Source organism: Streptomyces coeruleorubidus, from assembly GCF_008705135.1.
Lineage (GTDB): Bacteria > Actinomycetota > Actinomycetes > Streptomycetales > Streptomycetaceae > Streptomyces > Streptomyces coeruleofuscus.
In genome coordinates this window covers 6,261,613-6,284,716 of the sequence record NZ_CP023694.1, presented here as the reverse complement: position 1 = coordinate 6,284,716, position 23,104 = coordinate 6,261,613, and the positions used below count along the sequence as shown (strand labels likewise).

Genomic DNA, 23,104 nt, shown 5'->3' with positions numbered 1-23,104 from the left:
CCGCGGAGGAGCGCGTCGTCGTTTCCGTTGCGTCTCCTACGTGTCGAGTCCCAGGGCGGACGGATCCGTGGGCGCGGCGCGGGACATGCGCGCCTCGGTCACGGCCACCACTCGACGGCTCACGGCGAAGGCCAGGACTGTCGCGCAGCAGCCGCTGAGCACTCCCAGCACGAATCCGGCGGACCAGCCGAAGCGGCCGATCAGCGCCCCGGCGAGCTGCGATCCCACCGCTCCGCCTGTGGTGGTGGCGGTCAGCACCCAGGTGAAGGCCTCGGAGACGGTGCCCGGCAGAGCGGCCGAGCCGACCAGGTCGTAGAGGATGGCGGTCAACGGGGCGATCGAGGAGCCCTGGATCGCCATGGCCACCGCCATCGACCAGAAGTCCCAGGCCAGCAAGGGTGCCGCGGCGGCGACAGTGAAGGCGGTGCAGGCAATGGGCAGTTGGCGGCCCTTCGGGGTGGCGCCGGACCGACTGCCGTACCACAGGCCGCCGACGGCCCCGCCGATGCCCGAAGCACCGAACAGGAACCCCACGTCGCCCGCTGAGCCGTTCTCCTCGACGAAGGCCGCGAGCGCCAGGTTGAGCACCCCGAGGCACAGGGCGGACAGGGCGAGCAGCACCAGCAGGATCAGCAGGAGGCGGGAGCGCAGGGCACCCAGCAGATCGCGTCGCGCCGTGGACTCGGGCACCCACTGTCGGGAGGCTCGCGTGGTGGCCAGACCGAGGCTCCCGAGGCCGGACAGGACTCCGCCCACCACGACGGCGGTGCCGGAGTCTCCCAGCGCCATCAGCGCGCTGAGCAGCAACGGGCCGCCGATGACGAAGAGTTCGGCGAAGACGGACTCCAGTGAGTACGCGGTGGAGCGTTCGTCCCTGCTCAGTGGAAGGGTGCTCCACAGCGCCCGGATCACCTGGCTGACCGGGGGGATCGTGCCGCCGGCCACGAAGGTCAGCGCCAGCAGAACGAGCCTCGGGCCGGACGCCGCGTACACCGCTCCCGCGAGTGCCACGGGATGTACGACGGCTGTCAGGACGAGCATCGGCACCTGGCCGTGCCGGTCGATGCGGCGGGCGATCACGGGACCGAGCGCGGCCGTGCCCACGGTGTACGCGGCGAGCACGAGTCCGGCCGCCGCATAGCTCAGTCCCTCGTCCAGCAGGTGGAGGGTCAGCGCCAGACTCACGAGGTACAGCGGCAGCCTGCCGATCAGGCCCCAGAGCACAGGCCCCTGCACGAAGCGGTGGCGCAGCAGATCGGTGAACCGGGAAACGCCTGAGGACACGTCTCTTCCTTCGAGTGGGCGGGATGCGGCAGGGGTGCGGTCGGCTACAGCGCGGCCAGCGTGGCTGCCACTTCCTTGGCCGCCTGAGCCTGGCCGGCCGCGTCCAGCTCCGGGGCCAGGGGCAGGCAGAGCGTGCGTGCGAGCAGCTGCCGGGTGGCCCGGAAGCCGTCACGGCTGCGGGGCCGGTAGCGCTCCGAGCCGTCGTCCAGGTTCCACGGGAACCCGTCGGCGTAGACGGACGCGCGGTCCCGCACCACGGGATGCCCGGGCAGGAAGTACTTGTCCAGCGTCCAGCACGGCAGACCCTTGTCGGTCAGCTCGTTCAGCGCGCGGTCCCGCAGCTCGGGGGAGTCCAGCTCGATCCGGACGCTCACCTTCACGTCGCCGTCGGTACGGGGCACCTGGCGGATGTCCGGACGGTCGTGCAGCTCCGTGGAGAGCATCCGGTGATGCTGCTCCAGGCTCGCCAGGATTTCGTCGAGGTGCCGGAACTGCTGGAGCTGGACCGCGGCCACTGCCTCGTTGGCACAGAAGTTCTCACCGTAGAAAGAGCCCTCGCGCCAGACCGGGTACTTGCCGTGCTCCCGGTCGGATCCGTGGTCGTGGTACGAGCGCAGCAGTTCCCAGTCGTCCGGGTCCCGGACGACGACGAGTCCGCCCTCGCCCGAGGTGAGCACCTTGGCGTGGTGGAAGCTGAAGGTTCCCGCGTATCCGGCCGTTCCGGCGTGCCGGCCGTCGGCGTGCCGGCCGCCCATGGCCTGGGCGGTGTCCTCGATCAGGTACGGAATGCCTTGCGGGAGGGGCCCGACCATGCCTTCCATGTGGGCGACGATCACGCGCTGCGCGTCCGTGGGCAGCAGCGTCGGGTCCAGGGCGCACCGCTCGTCGACGTCCACCGGCACCGGCACGAGACCGCAGGAGAGCACGGCGCCGGCGACGGCGACGAAGGTGACCGCCGGTATGTACACGGGATCGCCCGCGGAGGGGCGGGTGCCCATGAGGGCGAGACGCAGTGCCTCGGTTCCGTTGTGCACGGCCAGTGCCCTGGTGGCGCCCAGCCGCTCCTCGACCAGTCGCTCCAGTCGGCTGGACACACTGGTGCCGGAAGAGATGTACCTGAAGAGCGCCTTGTCCTCGATGGCGCCGCGAAGCTCCGCCATCTCGTCCCACTGCAGGTAGTTCGCTCCGTAGGGCAGTCTGCGCAGCATGGTGGCTCCAACAATCGGTGCGGGGCGCCGCGTTGCCGCGGCACGTCGGCTGATCCGGGTCACATGGGGGCGAGCAGCAGCTGGCGGACTTTGCGGGCGATGCGCTGCGCCCCGCGCCGGTCGTCGCCGGCGGCTTGCTGGGCGGCGTCGGCCCAGTGCGCCAGTTCGTCCGGGGCGTCGAGGGCGCGGCGCAGTGCTTCGGCTTCGTCCGTCCGGCGGGCGTGGTCGCCGCTGAGGACGGCGAGGGGAGCGCCTGCGGAGTCGAGCACGGCCACGGCCCGCTGCTGGTGGGCGCCGAGCGGGGGCAGCAGGGCGAGCGGAATCCGCGCCGTCTGGGCCAGTGTCACACTCGTCAGGGCCGGCGAGGAGACCAGCAGGGACGCCTCGGACAGTGCTCGTTCGGCCGCCGGATCGCGGTCCTGGTACACGGTGGCCCCCGGCAGCAGCGCGGTGACCGTTTCGGTGGCCGACGCGCTCCCCGGGCCGTACAGGTGCACGGCGAAGACCGGGCAGTCGGCGGCTTCCGCCAGTGCGTCCTGTGCCGTGCGGAGCAGACGGGTGCTGTCCGCCGTGTCCGCGGCCTCCGGCACGGCAAGGCGGATCAGGGCCCCACGACCGTTCCGGGCCCGCACCGCCCGGGGCGGCGCGACCGTCCCGGCCTGGTGGACGCCCTGGTGCCGTTCGCCCGGCAGCCAGCCGGGCCGGTGCATGCTCCGGATGCGGGCGGCGGGCCAGCCGTTCGTGGGCGCAACCCCGGTACTGGACACGAAGACCACCGCAGTTCCGGCGCGTTCGGTGTGCTCCGCGAGGGCGGTGTCGTCGCAGATGACCGCGACACGGGCCGGTGCCTCCGGCGACTGGGCTGCGGCGCTCCCCGGCTCCTGGCCGGGGAGCAGCTCGACTTCGGTCAGATGAGCGCAGATCCAGCCCAGTACGGTCTGCGACTCGGGATCGTCCGGCAGGGCGGCCGCCAGGACCGTCAGGCCCGCCTGTACGGAGCTGAGCCGTGTCTCCATGGGTCAGTAGCTCCATTCCGGGACGGCGCCGAGCCGGGCGAGGTCGTCGCTGTACCCGGCGGCAGTGGCGGAGCAGCCGTTGCACATCGTGGGGCCGTTCGCCTTGAAGGCGTCGGCGTGCTCCCGGAAGACGGGCCCGGCCAGTTCCACCTTGCCGGAGGCGTTGTGCAGCGGGGCGCCCCCGGGGCCGGAGTCGTCCTCCGCGTGCGGGAGGCAGCTACAGGAGAAGGCGCGGCCGTTCTTGCCGTCGAGGTAGATGACGTCGTCGGTCACCAGGCACAGCGGCCCCGAGGGCCGGGGCGTGATCGATTCCTCGAAATAGAGCTTCTGCTCCTCGGGGGTGTCACCGTAGAACCGCTTTCCCAGCGGGACCAGCGTCGTCTCTGGGTCGGCTCGGTAAATCGGCTCGCACGCCGCGAGAACGTCGGCGGGATCCGGGTACCGGATGTCCCGGCCGAGTTTGATGGCCGACAGCTCCCACTGCTGGACGCCCGCCTCGGTGAGCACGCCCTGCAGATCGTGCATCTGCCCGTAATTGTGCGGGCCGACGACGGTGTTGACCCGGGGGATTATGCGCAGTTCGCCGGCCCGCCGCAGGCCCTCCAAACCGGCTGAGAACATCCCCGGGGAACGGCGGTACACATCGTGGGTTTCCGCCGAGGAACCGTCGATGCTCACGATCACCTGGGCGAGACCGGCCTCGGCGAGCCGGTCCACGAAGCGCGGCAGGAACATGCCGTTGGTGATGAGGGACATCTTCATCCCGTACTCGGCGCCCGTGCGTACGAGTTCGATGATCTCGCGGTGCATCAGAGGCTCGCCGCCGGTGAACCGCACGTATCCGACTCCGGCCGATACCGCTTCCGGAAGCAATTCGGCGAAGTCCTCGGGCGAGAACCGGTACGTGTCACGGGACAGGGCGTATTCGCACATGAAGCAGTCGGCATTGCACGCTTCGAGGATGCGGATGAACAGATACTTGTTCCGGGTGTTCGTCATGGTTCCCCACATTTCAGGCAGCAGCGGTCGCGGGCACGCGGGAGAGGATCTCTGCCGCAACACGCTCGGCCCCGCCGAAGTCCTGGGCGATGCGAGCGAAGGACGGGGCACCGTTCGCCAGCAGGTCCAGCCCCTGGTCGATGCCGGTGCTCAGCTCGCGGGTCACGACGTCGCGCAGGGGCTCGGCGCAGGCGGCGGCGATGCGCGCGCGAATGCGCTCGACGGCGTACTCCTCGCCCTGGCGGTGCCAGGCGTCGATGCTCGCGCGCGTGAGCACCTGCTCCGGCCAGGAGGTACGCAGCCGCGCGGAGCAGCCGTGCTCGACGAGGTCTCCGTTGAGCACCTGGCTGAGGTTCTGGGGCGGCAGCAGTACCGCGCTCCTGTCGACCGCCGCGATCTCCAGCAGGGTGGTCAGCCCCGGTGACGTCACGATCCGACCGGCCCTCAGCAGGAGGTCGACGAAGTCGTCGTGGGCGCACCTGCGGGCTTCCACGGTCATCGCGCCGGACGGGGGCAGTTCGGTGTCCGGCGGCAGGTTCCCGGTGATCACCACCCGCTCGGCTCCCGCCCTCGACAGGGCGTCGAGCGCGGGCTCGAGGACCAGTCGCTGATACGAGTCGTCGGCGCTGCCGGTGAACGGGGAGTGCAGCCCGCCGAGATTGAGGACGGCGAGACCGGCTTCCCGTTCGACCGCGCCGCTCTCCGCCTGTAACGCCGCTCCTGCCAGGCCGGCGGAGTGGGGGACGATGGGCGGGACCCAGGTCAGGTTCCTCACCCGGCTCATGGCGGTCTCGGCGGCGGGCGGCAGGGGCAGCGTGCGCTGGGCGCAGTACAGCTCGACGTCAACGGGCAAGGGGTCGTGCTCGGTCCACAGGAACGGGAGGCTGTCGACGTAGACCACAGGGCACCCGGCGCGCTGCAGTGCGGTGGCCAGTTCCGGGTCCAGGATCACGAGCGCCAGGTCCGGAGCCAGTTCGGCGACCAGCGCGTTCAGCTGAGCCGCGTCCGAGACGTCGACGGTCCGCCAGCGCGCGATGCCGAGGCCGGTCAGGACGGGCCGCCCCAGCTCGGTGCCGATTCCGGTGACCTCCAGGTCCGCCCGGGACCGGAGCGCCCGGAGCACGCTGGAGAGTTTGCCGGCGCTCCCCCACCCGAAGTTCACCCCCGAAGCCAGGATCCGCAGCGGGCGCGAGCCTGCGCGCATCTGCTGGTCAGACATGGTCGATGGGCTGCTGGGCCGCCTCGTAGCCGTACGGGAGCAACGTCTTCGGATATCCGGCGACCGGCTCGGTCACCCGCGGGGTCCGCGGGGACGCAGCCGCCTTCTCCACGGTCGTCAGAATGTCGGCGAGACTCTGCTCGGTCAGTTCCTCCGGGAGACGGCACCGCGTCGTACTGGTGACTTCGCCGATGCCGGCCACCAGGGCCGGAACGGAATCGCCTTCCTGGAGCACAACGATCGGAACTCCCAGTGCGGACGCCCAGCCGATCTCGACCATCACGCCGGGGGACGGCGGCTCCCCGACAATGACGCACAGCACATCCGCGTTCGACACGGCGAGGAAGTCCGCGGGTGTGCAGACCTCGGGCGCGAGCCAGCCCCTCCCCCACTGTTCGTTCTGATGCGCGTTGAATACCGCGTGCCCTCGGTCGATGAATGCCTGTCGAAGTGTCTGAAGGTAGTTCTTGCGGCAGGGATTTAGCTCTCCGGTCGACCAATCCATCCACTGTGTGTATGGGGCAGCGAGAAAGACATGCGACATGTGCGTGAACACCTCGGTCCGTTTCTGCCGGCGCTCGCGGAGTGATCAGGACATCCCGTGTCACGTGTCACGAACAAGGGGATCATGCGAGCATGACCTTGCAGGACAGAACATGAAGGAGGAGCAAATGTGCAAGAACATGTGCGCAACGGGCAAAACAGGCATGATCGAACTCTGCGAGCGGGGACAAGCCGCCTACGAATACGCGATCTGCGAGGGCAGTATCTCCGGGGACATTCCCCAGTGCTTACTGGAGCTCGGCCTGCTCCGCCCCGACCCGGAATCCTCCGAGGGTTTCCTTGCCGTTCCTCCGGACGTCGCCTACGCCAAGAAGGCGCGCCCCATCGAATACACGATAAAGAATCAGCAAAAAGCCTTGTCGGATACCCTGCTCGCCATTGACGGGATACGTTCCATCTACGACAAGGCCCATCGCCAGCGCCTGGCGCCGGTGGAGACCCTGGACGACCCGGCCGTGATCGCCTCCGTGCTGGAGCAGGAGGTCCGGTCCTGCCGGGAGGAGCTGCTCACCGCGCAGCCCGGCGGCGGGCGGTCACCCCAGATGCTCATGGAGGCGCTGCAGCGGGACCGGGAGCTGAACGAACGGGGCGTCGCGCAGCGGACGCTGTACGGGCACACCGCACGCAATCACGGTCCCACGATGGCGTACATAGAGCGCGTGACCGAGGTAGGAGGACAGGTCAGGACGCTGGACGAGGTGTTCGACCGTGTCATCATCTGCGACCGGAGGATCGCCTTCGTTCCGGGCGAAGGCGACCGCAGTGCCTCGGCGCTCGCGGTGCAGCATCCGGGCCTGGTGAACTATCTGGCCGCCATGTTCGAGTACATGTGGGCGCGGGCCCGGCCCGTCGACCCGAAGGCCGTGTCCCAGCGATCGCCGCGCATCAGCAACGAGACGCGCAGGGCGGTCCTCCGGCTCATGGTGGACGGTTTCACGGATGAGGCCATCGCCAAACGCCTCGGCATCAGCGTCCGTACGGTGGCCACGCACATCAAGAAGACCTCGGACGCACTGGGCAGCCGCAGCCGGCCCCAACTCGCCTATCTGATCGGCACGACCGGTTTGCTGGCCTTCCCGGGCCATTCCGCGCCCCCCAGCGGCGGGACGGGGACCGCCGTGACGGCGTAGCTCCTCGCCAGGGGGCACCCGGGCCGCCGTCCACACGGCGCACCGCACGCGTGGCCGCGGCCCCGGTGACGCACCGGGACCCGCCGAGCGAGCCCCACACTCCCGCACTCACCGGCGGCGGTCCACCCGGCCCTCGTCCCATGCCGGTTCGGGCGTCTCGCGGACCTGACCGTCCGCGCTGAAGAGCAGACACAGGATCTGGCGTGCGGCCACTGTCGATCACTGTGAGCGGTGTGAACTGCCAGCCGTCCGTGCCCCGTTGGCAGCACGCCGTAGCATAGGGCACCCCGGTTCTGCGACCGGAGGCGTCCGGAGCGCGACCGCGATCACGGCGGTACCGGTCCCGCATGCGAGTTCACCGCCTGCCACGGGTATGCGTACGGCGGTCGCCTCCCGGGAGGAACTGCCGCGCCTCCCGCCCCGCGCCGGCACTCGCACGCCGCCCGCACCGGGCCATCACGGAACAGGACATATGCAAGCCAAGCCGAACGGCCTGACCCGTCGTCTCGCCGCCCTGCTCACGCGCCGCCATGTCGCGGGCCCCGCCTGGTGGAGCGTGGTCTCCAGGCTGCCGGTCTATCTGATGTCCCTCGCCATGGTGCTCGTCGTACGCGAGCAGGGCGGCAGTTACGCGCAGGCCGGTCTGGTCTCGGGGCTCTACACCGTCGGCATGGCGCTGGGCAGCCCGCTCATCGCGCGCTGGGCCGACCGGCGGGGGCGGAGGACCGTGCTGCCGTTGACCGGTGTCCTCTACCCGACGGCGCTGGCCGCGCTGGTGTGGACGACCGGGCCCGGCGACTGGGCACAGCCGCTGCTCGCCATGCTCGCCGGTGTCGTGCTGCCCCCGGCGAACGCCTGCATGCGGTCGTTGTGGGCCCGCCTGCCACTCCGGGACGACGAGCGGGACACCGCCTACCTGTGGGAAGCGCTGCTCACCGAAGTGCTGGTGATCGGGGCGCCGTTGATGCTGGCGGCGCTGATGCTGACGGGCTCCGCCGGGAGGGCGCTGACCGTCGTCGCGGTGATCGGCGGTGCCGGTGCGATCGGGCTGGCCCTCGTCCGCGTACCGGAGGAGACGGACGGCGCGGCAGGAGCCGAGGCAGCCGGCGACGCGGACGGCGAGACCGGCCGGAGCAGCCTGCTGGGGCCGCTGCGGTCGCAGCCGATGCTCGCGCTGGCCGGCGTCATGGTGCTCGGCGCCGTACCCATCGGGCTGATGACGCTGGCCATCCCCGCCTTCGTCGACGCACACGGCTCGCGGGACAGCACCGGCCTGGTGTACGCCTGCTGGGGCGTGGGCAGCGCCGTGGGCGCCCTGTGGCTGGGCCGCTCCCAGTCCGAGGTCGCGGTGCATCTGCGCTTCCCGCGGCTGATACTCGCCTTCGCCCTCGGCACAGCGCTGCCGCTGCTCGCGACCAGCCCTCTGACACTCGCGCTCGCGCTGGCTGTGGGCAGCGTGCCCATCGCGCTCACGGCCGCGTGCGAGATGACCCTGGTCAGTACGGTGGCGGACAGCCGGTCCCTGACCGAGGCGTTCACCTGGGCCTCCGTGGCCACCGTCGTGGGCGACGCGCTCGGGCAGCAGGCGGGCGGCCTGCTCATGGAACCGGCCGGTCCGCGCGGCGTCTTCGCCGCGGCCTTCGGCACGGCGCTGGTCGCCGCCCTCGTCGCCTTCGCCTGCCGTGATCTGCTGGGCCGTGATGCCGCGGTGCCCGCGCCCGCCGCCGCGCAAGATCGTTGACGGGGGTCGTGAGCGTTCAGGCATCCGGGCACTTTCGCCCCATATGCACCAGTGCTCTACGGTGGATACGGGTGGATAGGAACGACACTGCTCATACCCCGCACCGATCATCGAGGTGACGGTCATGACGGAGACCACACAGCGCAGGAACAGCGCCCCTGGGACGGGAAAGCAGGACGCGGGCACGGCACCGCAGGGGCGCAGAGGAGACGGCACCGCTCCCCCGGAGGTCCGCGGAAGCACCGCGATCGCGGACACGGTCGTGGCCAAGATCGCGGGCATGGCGGCCCGGGAGATCCCCGAGGTGCACAACCTCGGTGGAGGGGTGACCAGGGCCTTCGGTGCCGTGCGCCAGCGGGTGCCCGGTGGGGGCACCGGGGTCACTCAAGGAGTGAAGGTGGAGGTCGGTGAGCGCCAGGCCGCCGTCGACCTCGACGTCGTCGTCGAGTACGGCGCCGCCATCGCCGACACCGCCGCGGACATCCGGACGAATGTCATCAACGCGGTGGAGCGGATGACCGGGCTGGAGGTCGTCGAGGTCAACATCGCCGTCGGCGATGTCCATCTGCCGGACGAGGAGGACGAAGGCGAGGGCGAGTCCGAGCAGGAGAGCCGGCGCGTCGCCTGAGGATCCAGGTCCGCCGGAGAGAGTGTCACCGAACTCCCGCCAGCCGCAGCAGTGCCGTCGTGCCCGCCGCCGCCAGCACGACGACGAGGAACGGGGCCCTGCGCCAGGCGAAAACTCCGCCGGTCAGGACCCCGAGCGGTCGGGCGGGGCCGGTGAAGACGTGGTCCTCGGTGAGGGCGGAGGTGGCGGCCAGGGCGGCGAGCAGGAGGACCGCCGAGACCTCCAGCAGTTTCCCGGCGCGCTCCGGGAGCGTGATTCTCGCGCGCAGGGCCGGCCCGGAGAGGCGGAGCAGGAACGTGCCGGCCGCGAGGGCGAGCATCGCCGCCAGCGTCGGCGGCAGCGGTACGGCGGCGCTCATTGCCTCGCCTCTTTCTTCGTCTCGGCGGCGAACAGGGGCAGCGCGGCCAGTGCCAGCAGCACCGGCAGGCCCGCCGGCAGGAACGGGGTGACGGTCAGGGCCAGAGCCGCGCCCGACAGTGCCGTGCGCCGCAGGGGCCTGTCCTTCAGCGCGGGCAGGGTCAGCGCCAGGATCACCGCGGGGAACATGGCGTCCAGGCCGAGTGCGCCGGTGTCCCGCACGACGCTGCCGAGCAGTGCGCCCAGCGCGGCGCCGACGGGCCAGCAGACCAGGATGCCCAGGCCGCAGAGCCAGTACGCGGCCCTCTTGCGCTCCGGCTCGTCCTGGGCCAGGGCGAAGACGACCGTCTCGTCGTTCATGAGATGTGCGCCGAGGGCTCCGCGCCGGCCCCGCCCGAGGACGTCGGGTACCGCAAGACCGAACGGCAGATGGCGGGCGTTGACGAGCAGTCCGGCCAGCAGCGCGGCGATCGGGCTGCCCCCGGCGGCGATGATCCCGACGAACAGGAACTCGGACGAGGCGGCGAGGACGAGCACCCCCATCAGGACCGGGAACCACCAGGCGAACCCGGACGTGACCGCGACGGCGCCGTACGAGAGGCCGACCACACCTACCGCCAGGCAGACCAGCGCGATGTCGCGGAGCAGCGGGCCCTCCAGTGTGCGACCCTTCGGTGTTCTCCAGAGCGAACGCATGTTTTTTATAGTGAACACGGCTTACGATGTTCGTCAAGACGAACGAATGCCCCCTGGAGCGAACACCCCATGTCCGACACCGGCCCCGCCCCCAAACCCCCGATCGAAGTGATAGCCGCGTCCCTGCGGGCGGAACGCGTCCGGGCGGGGCTGTCCCTCACCGAGGTCGCCCGCCGGGCCGGGCTCGCCAAGTCCACGCTCTCCCAGCTGGAGTCGGGCACCGGGAATCCCAGCCTGGAGACGCTGTGGGCGCTCTGCGTGGCCCTGGGGATCCCCTTCTCGCGGCTGGTGGCCGTGTCGCGGCCGCAGGTCCAGGTGATCCGGGCCGGGGAAGGGCCGGCCGTCGGGTCCGAGCAGAGCGACTACCGGGCCACGCTCCTGGCCGCCTCCCCGCCCGGGGCCCGGCGGGACGTCTACAGCGTCGCCGCCGAGCCGGGGCCGCGGCGCTCCTCGGCGCCGCACCCGCCCGGAGTCGTCGAGCACGTCGTGATCAGCGCGGGCCGGGCCGTGGTGGGCGTCGCCGACGAGCCGGTGGAACTCCACCCGGGCGACTACATCTGCTATCCGGCCGACGTGCCGCACGTCTTCCAGGCGCTGGAGCCCGGCACTCGCGCCGTGCTCGTCTCCGAGCACCGCTGATCGCCCATGCCCTGTAAGCGTTTCCGGTCGGGGATCGTGCCGTTCCGCCAGTATTGACGGGTACTCAGCTCGGTGCTTCCATCACAGCTGTGAAAACGCTTCAATCGCTGGCGTGAGGGAGACAGGGTTGTCATGCGCATGAGGATCACGGCGACGGCCCTGGCCGTCTGCGCCACACTCACCGTCGCCGCCGCGAGCCCCGCCCCGGTGGTGAAGGCCGCACGCGTGATGGAGAACCTCGGCCGCGGCGTCGTGGCCGTACGCGCCGGCAGCACCCAGGTCCTGGTCTCCTGGCGGCTGCTGGGGCTCGACCCGGAGGGCATCGGGTTCAACGTGTACCGGTCCACGGCCGGCGGCGCGTACGTGAAGCTCAACTCGGGTGTGCTGACCGGCGGGACGAACTACACCGACTCCACGGCCGATCTCACCCGCTCCAACAGCTACCGCGTGACCCCGGTCGTCGGCGGTCAGGAGCAGGCCCCCAGCGGTGCCTTCACGCTGTCGGCCGGTCATGCCGTGGAGCCCGTGGTGCGGGTGCCGTTACGGCCCGGCGGTGCGGTGAAGTTCGTCTGGGCCGGCGACCTCGACGGTGACGGCGAGTACGACTATGTCGTCGACCGGCAGACCTCCCCGCAGAAGCTGGAGGCGTACAGCGGTGACGGCGACTTCCTCTGGGAGGTCGACCTGGGACCGAACAGCCTGAACCAGGACAACATCGAGCCGGGGTCGTCCGCGATCGACCTGGGCCACTGGGACGGCGTCACGGTCTACGACTTCGACAGCGACGGCCGTGCGGAGGTCGCCCTGCGGATCGCCGACGGGGTCAGGTTCGGCGACGGGACGACCTGGACGCACGAGAACGACGCGCGGCAGTTCATGGCCGTACTCGACGGCCGGACCGGAGCACTCCGCAACTGGTCCGCCGTCCCCACGACGTACCTGGCGGACGGCCCGATGGCCGCGCGCCTCGGGGTGGCGTACCTCAACGGCAGCACGCCGAGCCTGGTCGCCTTCATGAAGAACCGGCGGAACGACGGGGCCTTCAACCTGATGATGGGCGCCTGGAGGTTCGACGGCGACTCACTGGACCGCCAGTGGACGTGGGAGCGCGGCGGCCAGGACGCGCCCGACGGGCACAACACACGCGCCGTGGACGTCGACGGCGACGGGACGGACGAGGTCGCCGAGATCGGGTTCGTGCTGGGCGGCAACGGCTCGCTGCGCTACTCGATGGGGCCGAAGGGCATCGTCCACGGCGACCGCTTCCACATCGCCGACATCGACCCGGGCCGTCCGGGCCTGGAGGGCTACGGCGTGCAGCAGGACAACCCGAGCGGTCTGCTCGAGTACCACTACGACGCCGCGACCGGCAACGTGATCTGGCGGCACGGCGGTGGTCCTGCCGACGTCGGACGCGGCATGGCGGGTGACGTCGACCCGCGCTTCCCCGGCATGGAGGTCTGGTCCTTCTCCGGTCTCTACAACGCGGCCGCCAACCGGCTCACCGAGCCGGACACCTCGCTGCGCCCCTGGCCGCAGCTGGGTCTGTGGTGGGACGGGGACCTCACCATGGAGCTGCTCAACGACGGCAAGATCGAGAAGTGGGACCCGGCCCGCCCCACACCGAGCGGCAGCCTGCCCCGGCTGGTCAGCACCTGGAACCACGGCGCGGTCAGGGCCGCCCAGGGCGGACCCACCCTCGTCGGCGACCTCTTCGGCGACTGGCGCGAGGAGGCCGTGTACACCAACGCGTCCTACGACGAACTGATCGTCTTCACGACGAACCAGCCGACGCCCCACCGGCTGTACACCCTGGCCCACAACCCCGCCTACCGGAACGCCATGACGTTCAAGGGCTACATGCAGTCCCACCACGTCGACTACTTCCTCGGGGCGGGCATGGCCGCGCCGCCCCGGCCGGACATCACGTACGCGCCGTGAGGGGTGCGGCCGGGTGCGGATCAGGCTGAGCGCTTGCGCGGGGTCGCCTTCTTCGCGGGCGTCTTCTTCGCGGTGCTCTTGGACGCGGCGCTCTTCGACGCGGTCTTCTTCGTGCCCTGGCCGGACTTCGCGGTCGACTTCTTCGCGGATGCCGTGGTCTTCTTGGCCGCCGTCTTCTTCGCCGTGGACGCCGACTTCTTGCCGCCGGTCTGCTTGGGCGCCGCGCGGGCCGTCTCGCGCTGCGGGAGCGACTTGACCTCGGCGTGCTCGGCCTCCTCGCCCCGGGACTCGCGTGCCGCGCGGACGCTGTTCTCCAGGGCCGCCATGAGGTCGAGGACCTTGCCGCCCGCGGCCGGCTCGGGGGCCTGGGGCAGGGCCTCGCCGGAGGCCTTCGCGGCGATGACCTCCTCGACGGCCTCGCGGTACTCGTCGTGCAGGTCCTCCAGGTCGACCTCGCCCAGGGTGTCCATCAGGGCGTCGGCCAGGTCCAGCTCCTTGTCCCGGACCGTGACGTCCGCGTCGGGGGCCACGCCCTCGGGGGCGCGGACCTCGTCCGGCCACAGCAGACCGTGCATGGCGATGGCGTCACCGACCACCCGGAGCATGCCGAGGCGTTCCCGGCCGCGCAGGGCGAACTTGGCGATCGCCACCTTGTTGCTGCGCTTGAGCGCCTCCCGCAGCAGGGTGTACGGCTTCGCCGCCGGGGCTCCGCTCGCCTGGAGGTAGTACGCGGCGTCCATCTGGAGCGGATCGATCCGGTCGGCCGGGACGAAGGCGACGATCTCGATCGTCTTGGCCGTCGGGATCGGCAGGCTGGACAGGTCCTCGTCGGTGATCGGGATGATCGAGCCGTCCGCGTCCTCGTAGCCCTTGCCGATCTCCCCCTGGGTGACCTCGCGGTCCTCCAGCTCACAGAACTTGCGATAGCGGATGCGGCCGCCGTCCTCGGTGTGGATCTGGCGGAAGGAGATCGAGTGGCTCTCGGTGGCGTTCACCAGCTTGATCGGAATGCTGACCAGTCCGAAGGAGATGGCGCCGTTCCAGATGGATCTCACGTGCAGCACCCTTCCGGTCACTCTCGGGAGTGTTTGTCACGATTAGCGTGGGATTCTTATCGTATGGCGCCTATCACAGTGGTGGAGGGGCGACGGCTCCCGCTCAGCAATCTGGAGAAGGTGCTGTACCCCGCCACCGGCTTCACCAAGGGCGAGGTGCTGCACTACTACGCGACCGTCGCCGAGGTCCTGCTACCCCATCTGCGCGATCGGGCGGTGTCCTTCCTGCGGTATCCGGACGGGCCGGACGGACAGGTGTTCTTCACGAAGAACGTCCCGCCGGGTACGCCCGACTGGGTCACCACCGCCGAGGTGCCGCGGGTCGAGGGACCCTCGCGGATGGTCCTGGTGCAGGACCTGCCGAGCCTGATGTGGGCGGCCAACCTCGTCGCGGAGTTCCACACGCACCAGTGGCTCGTCGACTCGCCGGACGAGGCCGACCGCATCGTCTTCGACCTGGATCCGGGAGCGCCCGCGAGCATCGTGCAGTGCTGCGAGGTCGCGCTGTGGCTGCGGGAACGGCTCGCGGCGGACGGCATCGAGGCCTACGCCAAGACCTCCGGGTCCAAGGGGCTGCATCTGCTGGCCGCCGTGCGCGGGGCGTCCTCGGAGCGGGTGTCCGAGTACGCCAAGGCGCTGGCCGTCGAGGCGGAGAAGGCCATGCCCCGGCTCGCGCTGCACCGGATGACCAGGAATCTGCGGCCCGGGAAGGTCTTCGTCGACTGGAGCCAGAACGCCGCGCGCAAGACCACGGCGACCCCCTACACCCTCCGGGCCCGCCCCGAGCCGACCGTCTCGGCGCCCGTGACCTGGGAGGAGGTCGAGGAGTGCGGATCGCCCGGCCGCCTGGACTTCCACGCGACCGACATCGCACCCCGGGTACAGGACTACGGCGATCTGCTCGCACCGCTCCTCGAGCCGGGCAGCGCGGGCCGGCTGCCTTAGGGGGCGCCAGGAGGCCGGACGGGACGCCCTGTGTCAGGGGCTCGACGGCACGCCCTCACACTCGCGTCCAGGTGTTCCGGTCCCGTGCCATCGCGTGCAGGGCCTCCACGTCCGCCGGCTTCAGGACGCCGCCCTGGCGGGCCAGGGTCTGCACGTCCAGGTCCGTGAGGACGCGGACCTCGCGGGGCGCGGCCGGGACCGACACGGCCGTCGGGCCGACCAGGGCGAGCACGGGACGGACCTCCGCCGTCAGGGCGTAGGAGGCGCGGTCGGCGTCGGCGCGGACGCGGCGGAGCAGGGCGGTCGGTTCGCGGCGGCCCAGGGTGACCAGGGGGTCGGCGACCGTCACCCGCTGCTTGCGCGCGTACAGGGTGTGCAGGGCGAACAGCCCGCCGGGGCCGATGAGCAGGTGGTGGATGCGGAGGCCGCCGGGGAGCGGGACGGAGTGCACGGCGTGCCAGCCCGCGCCGTCCAGGCGGTCCAAGGCGTCACCGACCGTCTGCTCCGCCTCCAGGGCCCGGCGGCGGGGGTCGGGGCGCAGCCGGTGGGTCGGGCCGGGGTCGCGGTCGAGGGCGACGAGGAGGGCCTCGCCGGGGCGGTTGGGGGCCAGGTCGTCGTCGGGGTGCAGGGTCAGACGGGCGAGCTCAGCCGGGGTCGGAACCGGGGGCGGCCCCACTGTGACCGGGCCGGTGACGAAGGGCCCGAGGGCCCGGAGCACGTCGTCCTCACGGTCCTCGGCCAGCAGGTTGACCCGGCCCGCCTCACGGTCGTACCAGGCGATGTTCCTGCCGTCCGGGAGGCAGACGTACAGCCGTTCCTGACCGTGCCGCCAGGTCGGTATGACGCGCAGTCCGTCCATGCACCATCACCCCAGTCCATGGGAACAGGCGGGGTGCTGCGGGTGCAAGAACCCGGTTACCTTTGAGAGGAGTTGGGCAGGCTTTCGGGCGGTGATGCTGGGGAGGCGCCGTTGCGTACCCGCAGGAAACCCGATGTGCCCGCTCCGGAGAGTGCCTGGAACGAGGTCGTCCCCGGGTTGTGGATGGGCGGCCACGAGTACACCGGGGCCTTGGGCCATCCGGAGTTCGCCGTCGTACGGGACGAGTTCGACCTCGTGCAGACGCTGCTGCGGCTGCCGGGGCACGGGCCGGATCCCGACGTCCGGCACCACGTCTGGCCCATACCCGACGGGCCGCTCGACGGGACGCAGCTCGCCGGTGTGATCCGGCTGGCCGAGGCCGCGTGCGAGGCGCTGGACGAGGGCCGCAAGGTGCTCGTCCGCTGTTACCACGGGTACAACCGCTCCGGCCTCGTCGTCGCGCACGCGCTGATACGGCGGGGAAGCTCCGCCGATGCGGCGATCCGGCTGATCCGGGACCGCCGTTCGCCCTGGGCGCTGCACAACGAGCTGTTCGTCGAGTATCTGCGGGCCGGGCTGGTGACGGCCCGGCTGCTGGAGGAGCTCACCGAGTAGGGCGGCGAACGGGCTCCCTCGCGCGCAAATAGGACGTCCCTGCGAATAAGGTGTACGGGGCCGACGGTCGGTCCGAGCCGTGTGATCGTCCTCGAACCCAGGAGTGCAGTGCCCGTCAGCCGCCCCGGAAGCCGCGTCGACAGCCTTGCCGGTCATCCCGAGGGCCTTCCCGGCCGCTCGGACGCCCCTTCCGGCCGCGCGGACGGCGTCTCCGGCTGCCCCGAGGACTCTCCCGGCCGCTCGGACGGCCCTTCCGGCCGCCCGGATCGCCCCTCCGGCCGCGCAGATCGCCCCTCCGGCCGCCCTGACGGCGCCTCCTGCTGCCCCGGGGACTCTCCCGGCCGCTCGGGCGGCTCTTCCGGCCGCCCGGATCGCCCCTCCGGCCGCCCGGACGGCACCTCCCGCTGCCCCGACGGCTTTTTCGGCCGTCCTGACAGCGTTGCCGACCGCCTGGGAGCGTGCCTGGGGCGTTTGGGGCGCCCACTGGGCCGGCCGGGAAGTCAGCCGGGCCGACCGGGACGCCTCCCCGACCACCCGGAGAGCCGGCCGGACCGGCCGAGAACCCAACCCGCCCACGCCGGACATCCGCCCACCCCCCTCGGAATCCCACCCACCTCCGCCGGAAAGCCCGCCGGAAACCCCGTCGGAAGCCACCCCCGGCGGCCCGGAAAAGTCGCCCTTCGTGCCGCCGCCGTCGCTCTCCTGCTGGCGGCCGCCGTCGGCTGCGGGGACGCCGGTGGGCTGGAAGGTGCCGGTGCGACGGCGACGGCCGTCGGGCCCGCCCGGCTCTGGCCGGAGCTGACGCCGGCGTCCAGTCCGGCGTTCGAGATCGGTGAGGTGAACACCGAGGTGGTCAAGGGCGTCAAGGTCCCCCGCGACGACATCCGCCGGGTGGACCCGGTCGGGGTCGTCCGGGCCGAGATCGCCGCGAGTCCGGGCGACTACGACGGCGACAAGGCGCCGTACCGCGACACGAACCGCAGGATGGCCGACTGCGGCAAGGGCCCGGAGCACGGCCGGTGCCCGGTTCTCAGGCCGTACTACCGGGACCTCACCGGCGACGGGCGCGACGACCTGACCCTGGGCTTCCGGCTGCTGCCCGGCAAGACCACCGCGGTGCGCGTCTACACCGTCGAGAAGCACCGGCTGGTGCGGGTGATGGCCTGGGAGGACGCGCTGAGCGGCGTCGAGCTGGCCGGGCGTTCCCTCGTCATCCGCTCGCCCTCCGAGGTCGCGGGCTACGAGTACCGACTCCAGTGGACCTGGGACCGGGACCAGCGGGCCATGCTGCTCACCCAGGACGAGATGCTGCGCACCGGCCCGCGCAAGCACTCCCGGTACCCCTCCGCCGCTCCCTCCCTCTCCCCCTCGGCGAGCACCGGATGAGACCCAGGCTCCCGCAGTGGTCCGGGACGCTCGCCGCGAAGGCCGCCGCCTTCATCACCGTGATGTGCTGCGCGCTGGCCGCCCTGCTCGGTGTCCTGGTCCACGTGCAGGTGACGAACCAGACCGTCGGCCAGGCCCGCGACCAGGCGTTGCAGCGGCTGACGCAGGCGACGGAGCGGTACGAGGCCGGGGACTCGCTCAAGCGTGGCGCCGGCGTGGATCCCCCGGGCCTGCCCCGGCCGCTGCGGAACCTGGCGGTCGGCGGGGACCGCGGCACGATGGTCTCCGACTTCCGGGGGCGCCCCACGATGTGGGCGGCCGGGCCCGCCGACGGCGGCCGGGCCCTGGCCGTGGCGGTCGACTACTCCCAGCAGGCCCGCACCATCCAGGGCCTGGACCGGGCGATCCTGTGGTCGTCGGGGCTGGCGATCGGGGCGACGCTGCTGGTCGGCGCGTTCGCGGTGACGCGGGTGACGCGGCGGCTGCACACCACGGCGCTGGTGGCCCGGCGGATCAGCGCGGGCGACCTGGACGCGCGCGTCAACGACCCGCGCACGGACCCGAGTACGAAGGACCCGGCGCGCCCGCAGGACGAAGTGGCCGCGGTCGCCGCCGCGCTGGACTCCATGGCGTCGTCGTTGCAGGGCAAACTGCTCGCCGAGCAGCGGTTCACCGCGGATGTCGCGCACGAACTGCGCACCCCGCTGACCGGACTGCACGCGGCGGCCGAACTGCTGCCGCCGGGCCGCCCGACCGAGCTGGTGCGGGACCGGGTGGCTGCGCTGCGCACCCTCACCGAGGACCTGCTGGAGATCTCCCGGCTGGACACCGGACGGGAGCGGCTGGAGCTGGACACCGAGCAGTTGGGGCCGCTGGCCGAGCGGGCGGTGCGGGGCGCGGGGAGCGGCACGGAGGTCAGGGTCGTACGGGACGTGGCCGTGGAGACGGACCGGCGGCGGCTGGAGCGGGTGCTGGGCAATCTCGTGGCGAACGCGCACAAGCACGGGCGGGGGCCGGTCGTGCTGACCGTGGACGGGCCGGTGGTCACCGTTCGGGATCACGGGGACGGCTTTCCGGAGTATCTGGTGGCGCACGGGCCGCAGCGGTTCCGGACGGAGGGCGGGGCGAGAGGGCATGGGCTCGGACTGACCATCGCGCTGGGGCAGGCCGAGGTGCTCGGTGCGCGGCTGGAATTCGCGAACGCGCCGGACGGCGGGGCGGTGGCGACGCTGACCCTGGCCGCGGAGGAGCGCTGAGAACTCGGGCCGCTGCTGGTCGTCCGTCTGCGAGCTGTTCGTGAAACGTCGCGCGGTTCCCCGCGCCCCTTCAGTGCGTCCCCCTATGGCCCAGTGTGACGGGCGGGGGTCATCGGGCGCTCCTAATGTGGCGGTTAGTCAGCTTTGACACCCTCTGCTCCACATGGAGGTAACCCCCATGTCCCTGCGCTCCTCACTCACCAGCCGCCTCTCCATAGCAGCCGCCGCCGGCATCCTCGCGGCCACGGCAGCCGTCACCCCCGCCGTCGCGGACGACGACTGGGGCACGGGGGGCGACCCATCCTCCGGTACCTCCACCGCCGGGAACGACGACTGGAACGGTGGCGGCAACGGCAACGACGACTGGAACGGCGGCGGCAACGGCAACGGCGACTGGAACGGCGGCCGCAACGACAACACGGGCGGCAACGGCGATCACCACGACGATCCACGCACCACCAGAGGCGTCGTCACGGCGAACACCCTGGCGCTGCGCAGCGCGCCCAACCGCGGCTCACAGATCATCCGGTTCGCCCACCGGGGCGACGTCGTCTCCATCTTCTGCAAGTGGGAAGGCGAGAGCGTGCAGGGCAATCGCACCTGGTACCTCCTCACGGACGGCACCTGGGCGTGGGGCTCGGCCCGCTTCATCGACCCCATCGACCGCAAGCCACGCCGGTGCTGACAATCGGGCAATCCGAAGCCCACCACACGGCTCATTTGGTTAGATTCCGGACATGAGCAAGGCCGGAATCACCGTGGCGACGGCGGACCCGCCCGCGCCCGCCGTCCGCCGCCTCCCCCGGCGCCGTGGCATCGAACTCGCCCTCATCGTCCTGGCCGTACTGCTGTCCGTGTACGGCTACTGCGCCGTCGGCCTCGCCCGGCACGGCACTCTCCCGCCCGGTGCCGCCGGTTACGGCGCCGGGCTCGGCGTGCTCGCGCTGCTGGCGCATCTGGCCGTACGCCTGCGGGCGTCGCACGCCGACCCGCTCCTCCTGCCCATCGGCGTGCTGCTCAACGGGCTCGGCCTGGTGCTCATCTACCGGCTGGACCTGGAGACCCCGGGCGACCGGGCGGCACCGGCCCAGCTGATCTGGTCGACTCTCGGCGTGACGCTGTTCATCCTGGTCGTCCTGCTGCTGCGCGACCACCGGGTGCTCCAGCGCTACACGTACGTCTGTGTCGTCACCGCGCTCGTGCTGCTCACCCTGCCGATCCTGTTCCCGGCGGTGAACGGCGCCCGCATCTGGATCCGTCTCGCCGGGTTCTCCATCCAGCCGGGCGAGTTTGCGAAGGTGCTGCTGGCGGTGTTCTTCGCCGCGTACCTGGCCGCGAACCGCAACGCCCTCGCCTACACCGGCCGCCGCATCTGGAAACTCCAGCTCCCCACCGGCCGGGTTCTCGGCCCGATCGTCGCCGTCTGGCTGGTCAGCGTCGGCGTCCTGGTCCTGGAGCGCGACCTGGGCACGTCCCTGCTCTTCTTCGGCCTCTTCGTCGTCCTCCTCTACGTCGCCACCGGCCGCACCGGCTGGATCGCCGTCGGTCTGCTGCTGGCCGCGCTGGGGGCGGTCGCCGTCGGCCGGCTGGAGCCGCACGTGCACAGCAGGATCGATACGTGGCTGCACCCGTTCGCTTCGATCGAGGCGGGCGAGGGCCCGAACCAGATCGCCCAGTCCCTGTTCGCCTTCGGGGAGGGCGGCATGCTCGGCACGGGCCTCGGGCTCGGCCACTCGGTCCTCATCGGCTTCGCCGTGAAGTCGGACTTCATCCTGGCCACGGCGGGCGAGGAACTCGGCCTGGCGGGACTGTCCGCGATCTTCCTCCTCTACGGCCTGCTGGTGGAGCGCGGCTACCGGGCGGGTCTCGCGCTGCGCGAGCCCTTCGGACGACTGCTCGCCGTCGGCCTCTCCTCGCTCGTGGCGCTCCAGGTGTTCGTGATCGCGGGCGGGGTGACCGGACTGATCCCGCTGACCGGCATGGCGATGCCGTTCCTGGCGCAGGGCGGCTCGTCGGTGGTGACCAACTGGGCGATCGTGGCGCTGCTGGTCCGGGTGAGCGACTTGGCCAGGCGGCAGGGCGACGGGCAGGGCCCCCGGTGACGCGGCACATCCGGCACGCAAGCCTCTTCTGCGCCCTGCTGCTGGTGGCGCTGCTGCTGAACGCCGCCCGCGTCCAGGTCGTCCAGGCCCCCGAGTACAACCGCAACCCCGCCAACCGCCGCCCCGACATCGCCCGTTACGAGGAACCGCGCGGCGACATCCTGGTCGGCGGCCGGCCCGTCACCGGCTCGAAGGACACGCGCGAGCATCTGCGCTACGAACGGACCTACACGGACGGGCCGTTGTACGCCCCGGTCACCGGCTTCGCCTCCCAGTTGTACGGGACGACGCTCCTGGAGAAGGCCGAGGACGGCGTCCTGTCCGGCACGGACCCGAGGCTCGCGCCGTTCCCGCTGTGGAGCGACTTCACGCGGGCACGGAACTCCGGCGGGGACGTCGTCACGACCCTCGACCCGGCCGCGCAACGGGCGGCGTACAAGGGACTCGCCGGGCTCAAGGGCGCGGTCGCGGCGCTGGACCCGTCGACCGGCCGGATCCTGGCCCTGGTGTCCCGCCCGTCCTACGACCCCCAGCCGCTGTCCGGGAACGGGTCGGCGGCGGCCCGGGCTTGGGCCCGGCTCGCCTCGGACAGGGACCGGCCGATGCTCAACCGGGCGGCACGGCAGACGTATCCGCCGGGCTCGGCCTTCAAGGTCGTCACCGCGGCCGCGGCGCTGGACGCCGGCGTGGTCAGGGACCTCGACGCGCCGACGGACTCCCCCGACCCGTACACCCTGCCCGGGACGCGGACCCGCCTGACGAACGCGTCCCGGGGCTGCCGGGACGCCTCCCTGCGTGAGGCCTTCACCCTCTCCTGCAACACGGTGTTCGCCAAGCTCGGCGTGGAAGTGGGTGGGACGGACATGACGGCCACGGCCCATGCCTTCGGCTTCAACAACCCGGCGCTGCGGATTCCCTTCCCGGTGGCCCGGTCCACCTTCGACACCTCGCTCGACCGGGCCCAGCTCGGCCTGTCGTCGATCGGCCAGTACAACACCCGCGCCACGCCGCTCCAGATGGCGATGGTCGCGGCGGCCGTCGCCAACGGCGGTCAGGTACGGGAGCCGTACCTGGTGGAGCGCACGACCCGGCCGAGCGGCAGCACCCTCGCGGCCCCCGGCTCGCGCGCGGTCCGCCAGGCGATGTACCCCTCGACCGCGGTCCGGCTGCGCGCGCTGATGCGGGAGGTGGTCGAGAACGGCACCGGACGCCGGGCCGCGATCCGGGGCGCCAAGGTGGGCGGCAAGACCGGCACCGCCCAGCACGGCCTCGGCAACTCCGGCATGCCGTACGCCTGGTTCGTCTCCTGGGCGCAGGGCGACCGCGACCTGGCACCGCGGGTGGCGGTCGCGGTGGTCGTGGAGGAGGCGGAGGCGCGGCGCCGGGACATCAGCGGGGGCGGCGACGCGGCACCGATCGCACGGGCGGTGATGGAGGCGGTACTGGCTCACCCGAGGTAGACGC

At 71.6% G+C, this 23,104-nt stretch carries 22 protein-coding genes; 12 read left to right on the top strand and 10 right to left on the bottom strand.

Features of this window, described 5'->3' with window-relative positions:
• Positions 1 to 36: 36 nt before the first annotated feature.
• From CP976_RS29190 to CP976_RS29165, 6 genes are read right to left on the bottom strand one after another with little or no spacing between them, the layout of a single operon-like run.
• Complete coding sequence (locus tag CP976_RS29190) at positions 37 to 1,284, bottom strand: MFS transporter (protein WP_167537443.1); 1,248 nt, start codon at positions 1,282 to 1,284, stop codon at positions 37 to 39.
• 44 nt (positions 1,285 to 1,328) lie between these two features.
• Positions 1,329 to 2,492 (bottom strand): DegT/DnrJ/EryC1/StrS family aminotransferase, encoded by a 1,164-nt coding sequence (locus CP976_RS29185; RefSeq protein WP_150483010.1) that lies wholly within the window; start codon positions 2,490 to 2,492, stop codon positions 1,329 to 1,331.
• Positions 2,493 to 2,551: 59 nt separating this feature from the next.
• The gene (blsF, locus tag CP976_RS29180) at positions 2,552 to 3,508 is read right to left on the bottom strand and encodes a CGA synthase-related protein (RefSeq protein ID WP_150483009.1); all 957 of its coding nucleotides are present in this window, start codon (positions 3,506 to 3,508) and stop codon (positions 2,552 to 2,554) included.
• Between the two features lie 3 nt (positions 3,509 to 3,511).
• Positions 3,512 to 4,507: a cytosylglucuronate decarboxylase gene (blsE, locus tag CP976_RS29175; RefSeq protein ID WP_150483008.1), complete on the bottom strand. Its 996-nt coding sequence runs from the start codon at positions 4,505 to 4,507 to the stop codon at positions 3,512 to 3,514.
• 13 nt (positions 4,508 to 4,520) lie between these two features.
• Positions 4,521 to 5,726: a hydroxymethylcytosylglucuronate/cytosylglucuronate synthase gene (locus CP976_RS29170; RefSeq protein ID WP_150483007.1), complete on the bottom strand. Its 1,206-nt coding sequence runs from the start codon at positions 5,724 to 5,726 to the stop codon at positions 4,521 to 4,523.
• Positions 5,719 to 6,282, bottom strand: coding sequence for a TIR domain-containing protein (locus tag CP976_RS29165; RefSeq protein ID WP_167537442.1), 564 nt, complete (start codon positions 6,280 to 6,282; stop codon positions 5,719 to 5,721). The genes CP976_RS29170 and CP976_RS29165 overlap by 8 nt, the downstream gene beginning before the upstream one ends.
• Positions 6,283 to 6,397: 115 nt before the next feature.
• Here CP976_RS29165 and CP976_RS29160 point away from each other — a divergent pair, with 115 nt between their 5' ends.
• From CP976_RS29160 to CP976_RS29150, 3 genes are all read left to right on the top strand, one after another.
• On the top strand, positions 6,398 to 7,420 hold the full coding sequence (locus CP976_RS29160; protein ID WP_167537441.1) for a LuxR C-terminal-related transcriptional regulator: 1,023 nt from the start codon (positions 6,398 to 6,400) through the stop codon (positions 7,418 to 7,420).
• 472 nt (positions 7,421 to 7,892) lie between these two features.
• Positions 7,893 to 9,161 (top strand): MFS transporter, encoded by a 1,269-nt coding sequence (locus CP976_RS29155; protein ID WP_150483004.1) that lies wholly within the window; start codon positions 7,893 to 7,895, stop codon positions 9,159 to 9,161.
• 124 nt (positions 9,162 to 9,285) lie between these two features.
• Positions 9,286 to 9,789 (top strand): Asp23/Gls24 family envelope stress response protein, encoded by a 504-nt coding sequence (locus CP976_RS29150; RefSeq protein WP_150483003.1) that lies wholly within the window; start codon positions 9,286 to 9,288, stop codon positions 9,787 to 9,789.
• A 25-nt stretch (positions 9,790 to 9,814) separates the two neighbouring features.
• On the opposite strand, the gene CP976_RS29145 is transcribed toward CP976_RS29150, so the two are convergent.
• Together CP976_RS29145 and CP976_RS29140 are read right to left on the bottom strand one after the other, a co-directional pair.
• Positions 9,815 to 10,147 (bottom strand): AzlD domain-containing protein, encoded by a 333-nt coding sequence (locus CP976_RS29145; protein WP_150483002.1) that lies wholly within the window; start codon positions 10,145 to 10,147, stop codon positions 9,815 to 9,817.
• Positions 10,144 to 10,842 carry an AzlC family ABC transporter permease gene (locus tag CP976_RS29140; RefSeq protein ID WP_150483001.1) on the bottom strand — a complete coding sequence of 233 codons (699 nt, stop codon included), beginning with the start codon at positions 10,840 to 10,842 and terminating at the stop codon, positions 10,144 to 10,146. Before CP976_RS29140 ends, CP976_RS29145 begins: the two co-directional genes overlap by 4 nt.
• A 69-nt stretch (positions 10,843 to 10,911) precedes the next feature.
• On the opposite strand from CP976_RS29140, the gene CP976_RS29135 reads away from it, so the two are divergent.
• Complete coding sequence (locus tag CP976_RS29135) at positions 10,912 to 11,481, top strand: helix-turn-helix domain-containing protein (RefSeq protein WP_150483000.1); 570 nt, start codon at positions 10,912 to 10,914, stop codon at positions 11,479 to 11,481.
• Positions 11,482 to 11,613: 132 nt separating this feature from the next.
• Positions 11,614 to 13,422: a rhamnogalacturonan lyase family protein gene (locus CP976_RS29130; RefSeq protein ID WP_229875585.1), complete on the top strand. Its 1,809-nt coding sequence runs from the start codon at positions 11,614 to 11,616 to the stop codon at positions 13,420 to 13,422.
• Between the two features lie 20 nt (positions 13,423 to 13,442).
• On the opposite strand, the gene ku is transcribed toward CP976_RS29130, so the two are convergent.
• Positions 13,443 to 14,477, bottom strand: coding sequence for a non-homologous end joining protein Ku (gene ku / locus CP976_RS29125; RefSeq protein WP_444545279.1), 1,035 nt, complete (start codon positions 14,475 to 14,477; stop codon positions 13,443 to 13,445).
• Between the two features lie 63 nt (positions 14,478 to 14,540).
• Between ku and ligD the strand changes: the two genes are divergently transcribed.
• Positions 14,541 to 15,422, top strand: a complete 882-nt coding sequence (gene ligD / locus CP976_RS29120; RefSeq protein ID WP_150482999.1) for a non-homologous end-joining DNA ligase — start codon at positions 14,541 to 14,543, stop codon at positions 15,420 to 15,422.
• A gap of 55 nt (positions 15,423 to 15,477) precedes the next feature.
• Here the strand turns inward: ligD and CP976_RS29115 are convergent, their stop codons facing one another.
• Positions 15,478 to 16,281 (bottom strand): nuclease-related domain-containing protein, encoded by an 804-nt coding sequence (locus tag CP976_RS29115; RefSeq protein ID WP_150482998.1) that lies wholly within the window; start codon positions 16,279 to 16,281, stop codon positions 15,478 to 15,480.
• Between the two features lie 111 nt (positions 16,282 to 16,392).
• On the opposite strand from CP976_RS29115, the gene CP976_RS29110 reads away from it, so the two are divergent.
• The 6 genes from CP976_RS29110 to CP976_RS29085 all read left to right on the top strand — a co-directional run bounded on the left by CP976_RS29110 (position 16,393) and on the right by CP976_RS29085 (position 23,100).
• A complete protein-coding gene (locus CP976_RS29110) occupies positions 16,393 to 16,896 on the top strand; it encodes a protein-tyrosine phosphatase family protein (protein WP_167537440.1) in 504 nt (167 codons plus the stop codon).
• Positions 16,897 to 17,598: 702 nt separating this feature from the next.
• Positions 17,599 to 18,282, top strand: coding sequence for a hypothetical protein (locus CP976_RS29105; protein ID WP_167537579.1), 684 nt, complete (start codon positions 17,599 to 17,601; stop codon positions 18,280 to 18,282).
• The gene (locus CP976_RS29100; RefSeq protein ID WP_150482996.1) at positions 18,279 to 19,538 is read left to right on the top strand and encodes a sensor histidine kinase; all 1,260 of its coding nucleotides are present in this window, start codon (positions 18,279 to 18,281) and stop codon (positions 19,536 to 19,538) included. Before CP976_RS29105 ends, CP976_RS29100 begins: the two co-directional genes overlap by 4 nt.
• A 178-nt stretch (positions 19,539 to 19,716) precedes the next feature.
• Positions 19,717 to 20,223: an SH3 domain-containing protein gene (locus CP976_RS29095; protein ID WP_150482995.1), complete on the top strand. Its 507-nt coding sequence runs from the start codon at positions 19,717 to 19,719 to the stop codon at positions 20,221 to 20,223.
• Between the two features lie 52 nt (positions 20,224 to 20,275).
• Positions 20,276 to 21,640: an FtsW/RodA/SpoVE family cell cycle protein gene (locus tag CP976_RS29090; protein WP_150482994.1), complete on the top strand. Its 1,365-nt coding sequence runs from the start codon at positions 20,276 to 20,278 to the stop codon at positions 21,638 to 21,640.
• Complete coding sequence (locus tag CP976_RS29085) at positions 21,637 to 23,100, top strand: penicillin-binding transpeptidase domain-containing protein (RefSeq protein WP_150482993.1); 1,464 nt, start codon at positions 21,637 to 21,639, stop codon at positions 23,098 to 23,100. Before CP976_RS29090 ends, CP976_RS29085 begins: the two co-directional genes overlap by 4 nt.
• The last annotated feature ends 4 nt before the right edge of the window (positions 23,101 to 23,104 follow it).

Coding starts and splice junctions, on each gene's coding strand:
- CP976_RS29185 (WP_150483010.1), bottom strand. CDS start 2,492: ATGCTGCGCAGACTGCCCTACGGAGCGAACTACCTGCAGTGGGACGAG.
- blsF (WP_150483009.1), bottom strand. CDS start 3,508: ATGGAGACACGGCTCAGCTCCGTACAGGCGGGCCTGACGGTCCTGGCG.
- blsE (WP_150483008.1), bottom strand. CDS start 4,507: ATGACGAACACCCGGAACAAGTATCTGTTCATCCGCATCCTCGAAGCG.
- CP976_RS29170 (WP_150483007.1), bottom strand. CDS start 5,726: ATGTCTGACCAGCAGATGCGCGCAGGCTCGCGCCCGCTGCGGATCCTG.
- CP976_RS29160 (WP_167537441.1), top strand. CDS start 6,398: ATGTGCAAGAACATGTGCGCAACGGGCAAAACAGGCATGATCGAACTC.
- CP976_RS29155 (WP_150483004.1), top strand. CDS start 7,893: ATGCAAGCCAAGCCGAACGGCCTGACCCGTCGTCTCGCCGCCCTGCTC.
- CP976_RS29150 (WP_150483003.1), top strand. CDS start 9,286: ATGACGGAGACCACACAGCGCAGGAACAGCGCCCCTGGGACGGGAAAG.
- CP976_RS29145 (WP_150483002.1), bottom strand. CDS start 10,147: ATGAGCGCCGCCGTACCGCTGCCGCCGACGCTGGCGGCGATGCTCGCC.
- CP976_RS29140 (WP_150483001.1), bottom strand. CDS start 10,842: ATGCGTTCGCTCTGGAGAACACCGAAGGGTCGCACACTGGAGGGCCCG.
- CP976_RS29135 (WP_150483000.1), top strand. CDS start 10,912: ATGTCCGACACCGGCCCCGCCCCCAAACCCCCGATCGAAGTGATAGCC.
- CP976_RS29130 (WP_229875585.1), top strand. CDS start 11,614: ATGCGCATGAGGATCACGGCGACGGCCCTGGCCGTCTGCGCCACACTC.
- ligD (WP_150482999.1), top strand. CDS start 14,541: ATGGCGCCTATCACAGTGGTGGAGGGGCGACGGCTCCCGCTCAGCAAT.
- CP976_RS29115 (WP_150482998.1), bottom strand. CDS start 16,281: ATGGACGGACTGCGCGTCATACCGACCTGGCGGCACGGTCAGGAACGG.
- CP976_RS29100 (WP_150482996.1), top strand. CDS start 18,279: ATGAGACCCAGGCTCCCGCAGTGGTCCGGGACGCTCGCCGCGAAGGCC.
- CP976_RS29095 (WP_150482995.1), top strand. CDS start 19,717: ATGTCCCTGCGCTCCTCACTCACCAGCCGCCTCTCCATAGCAGCCGCC.
- CP976_RS29090 (WP_150482994.1), top strand. CDS start 20,276: ATGAGCAAGGCCGGAATCACCGTGGCGACGGCGGACCCGCCCGCGCCC.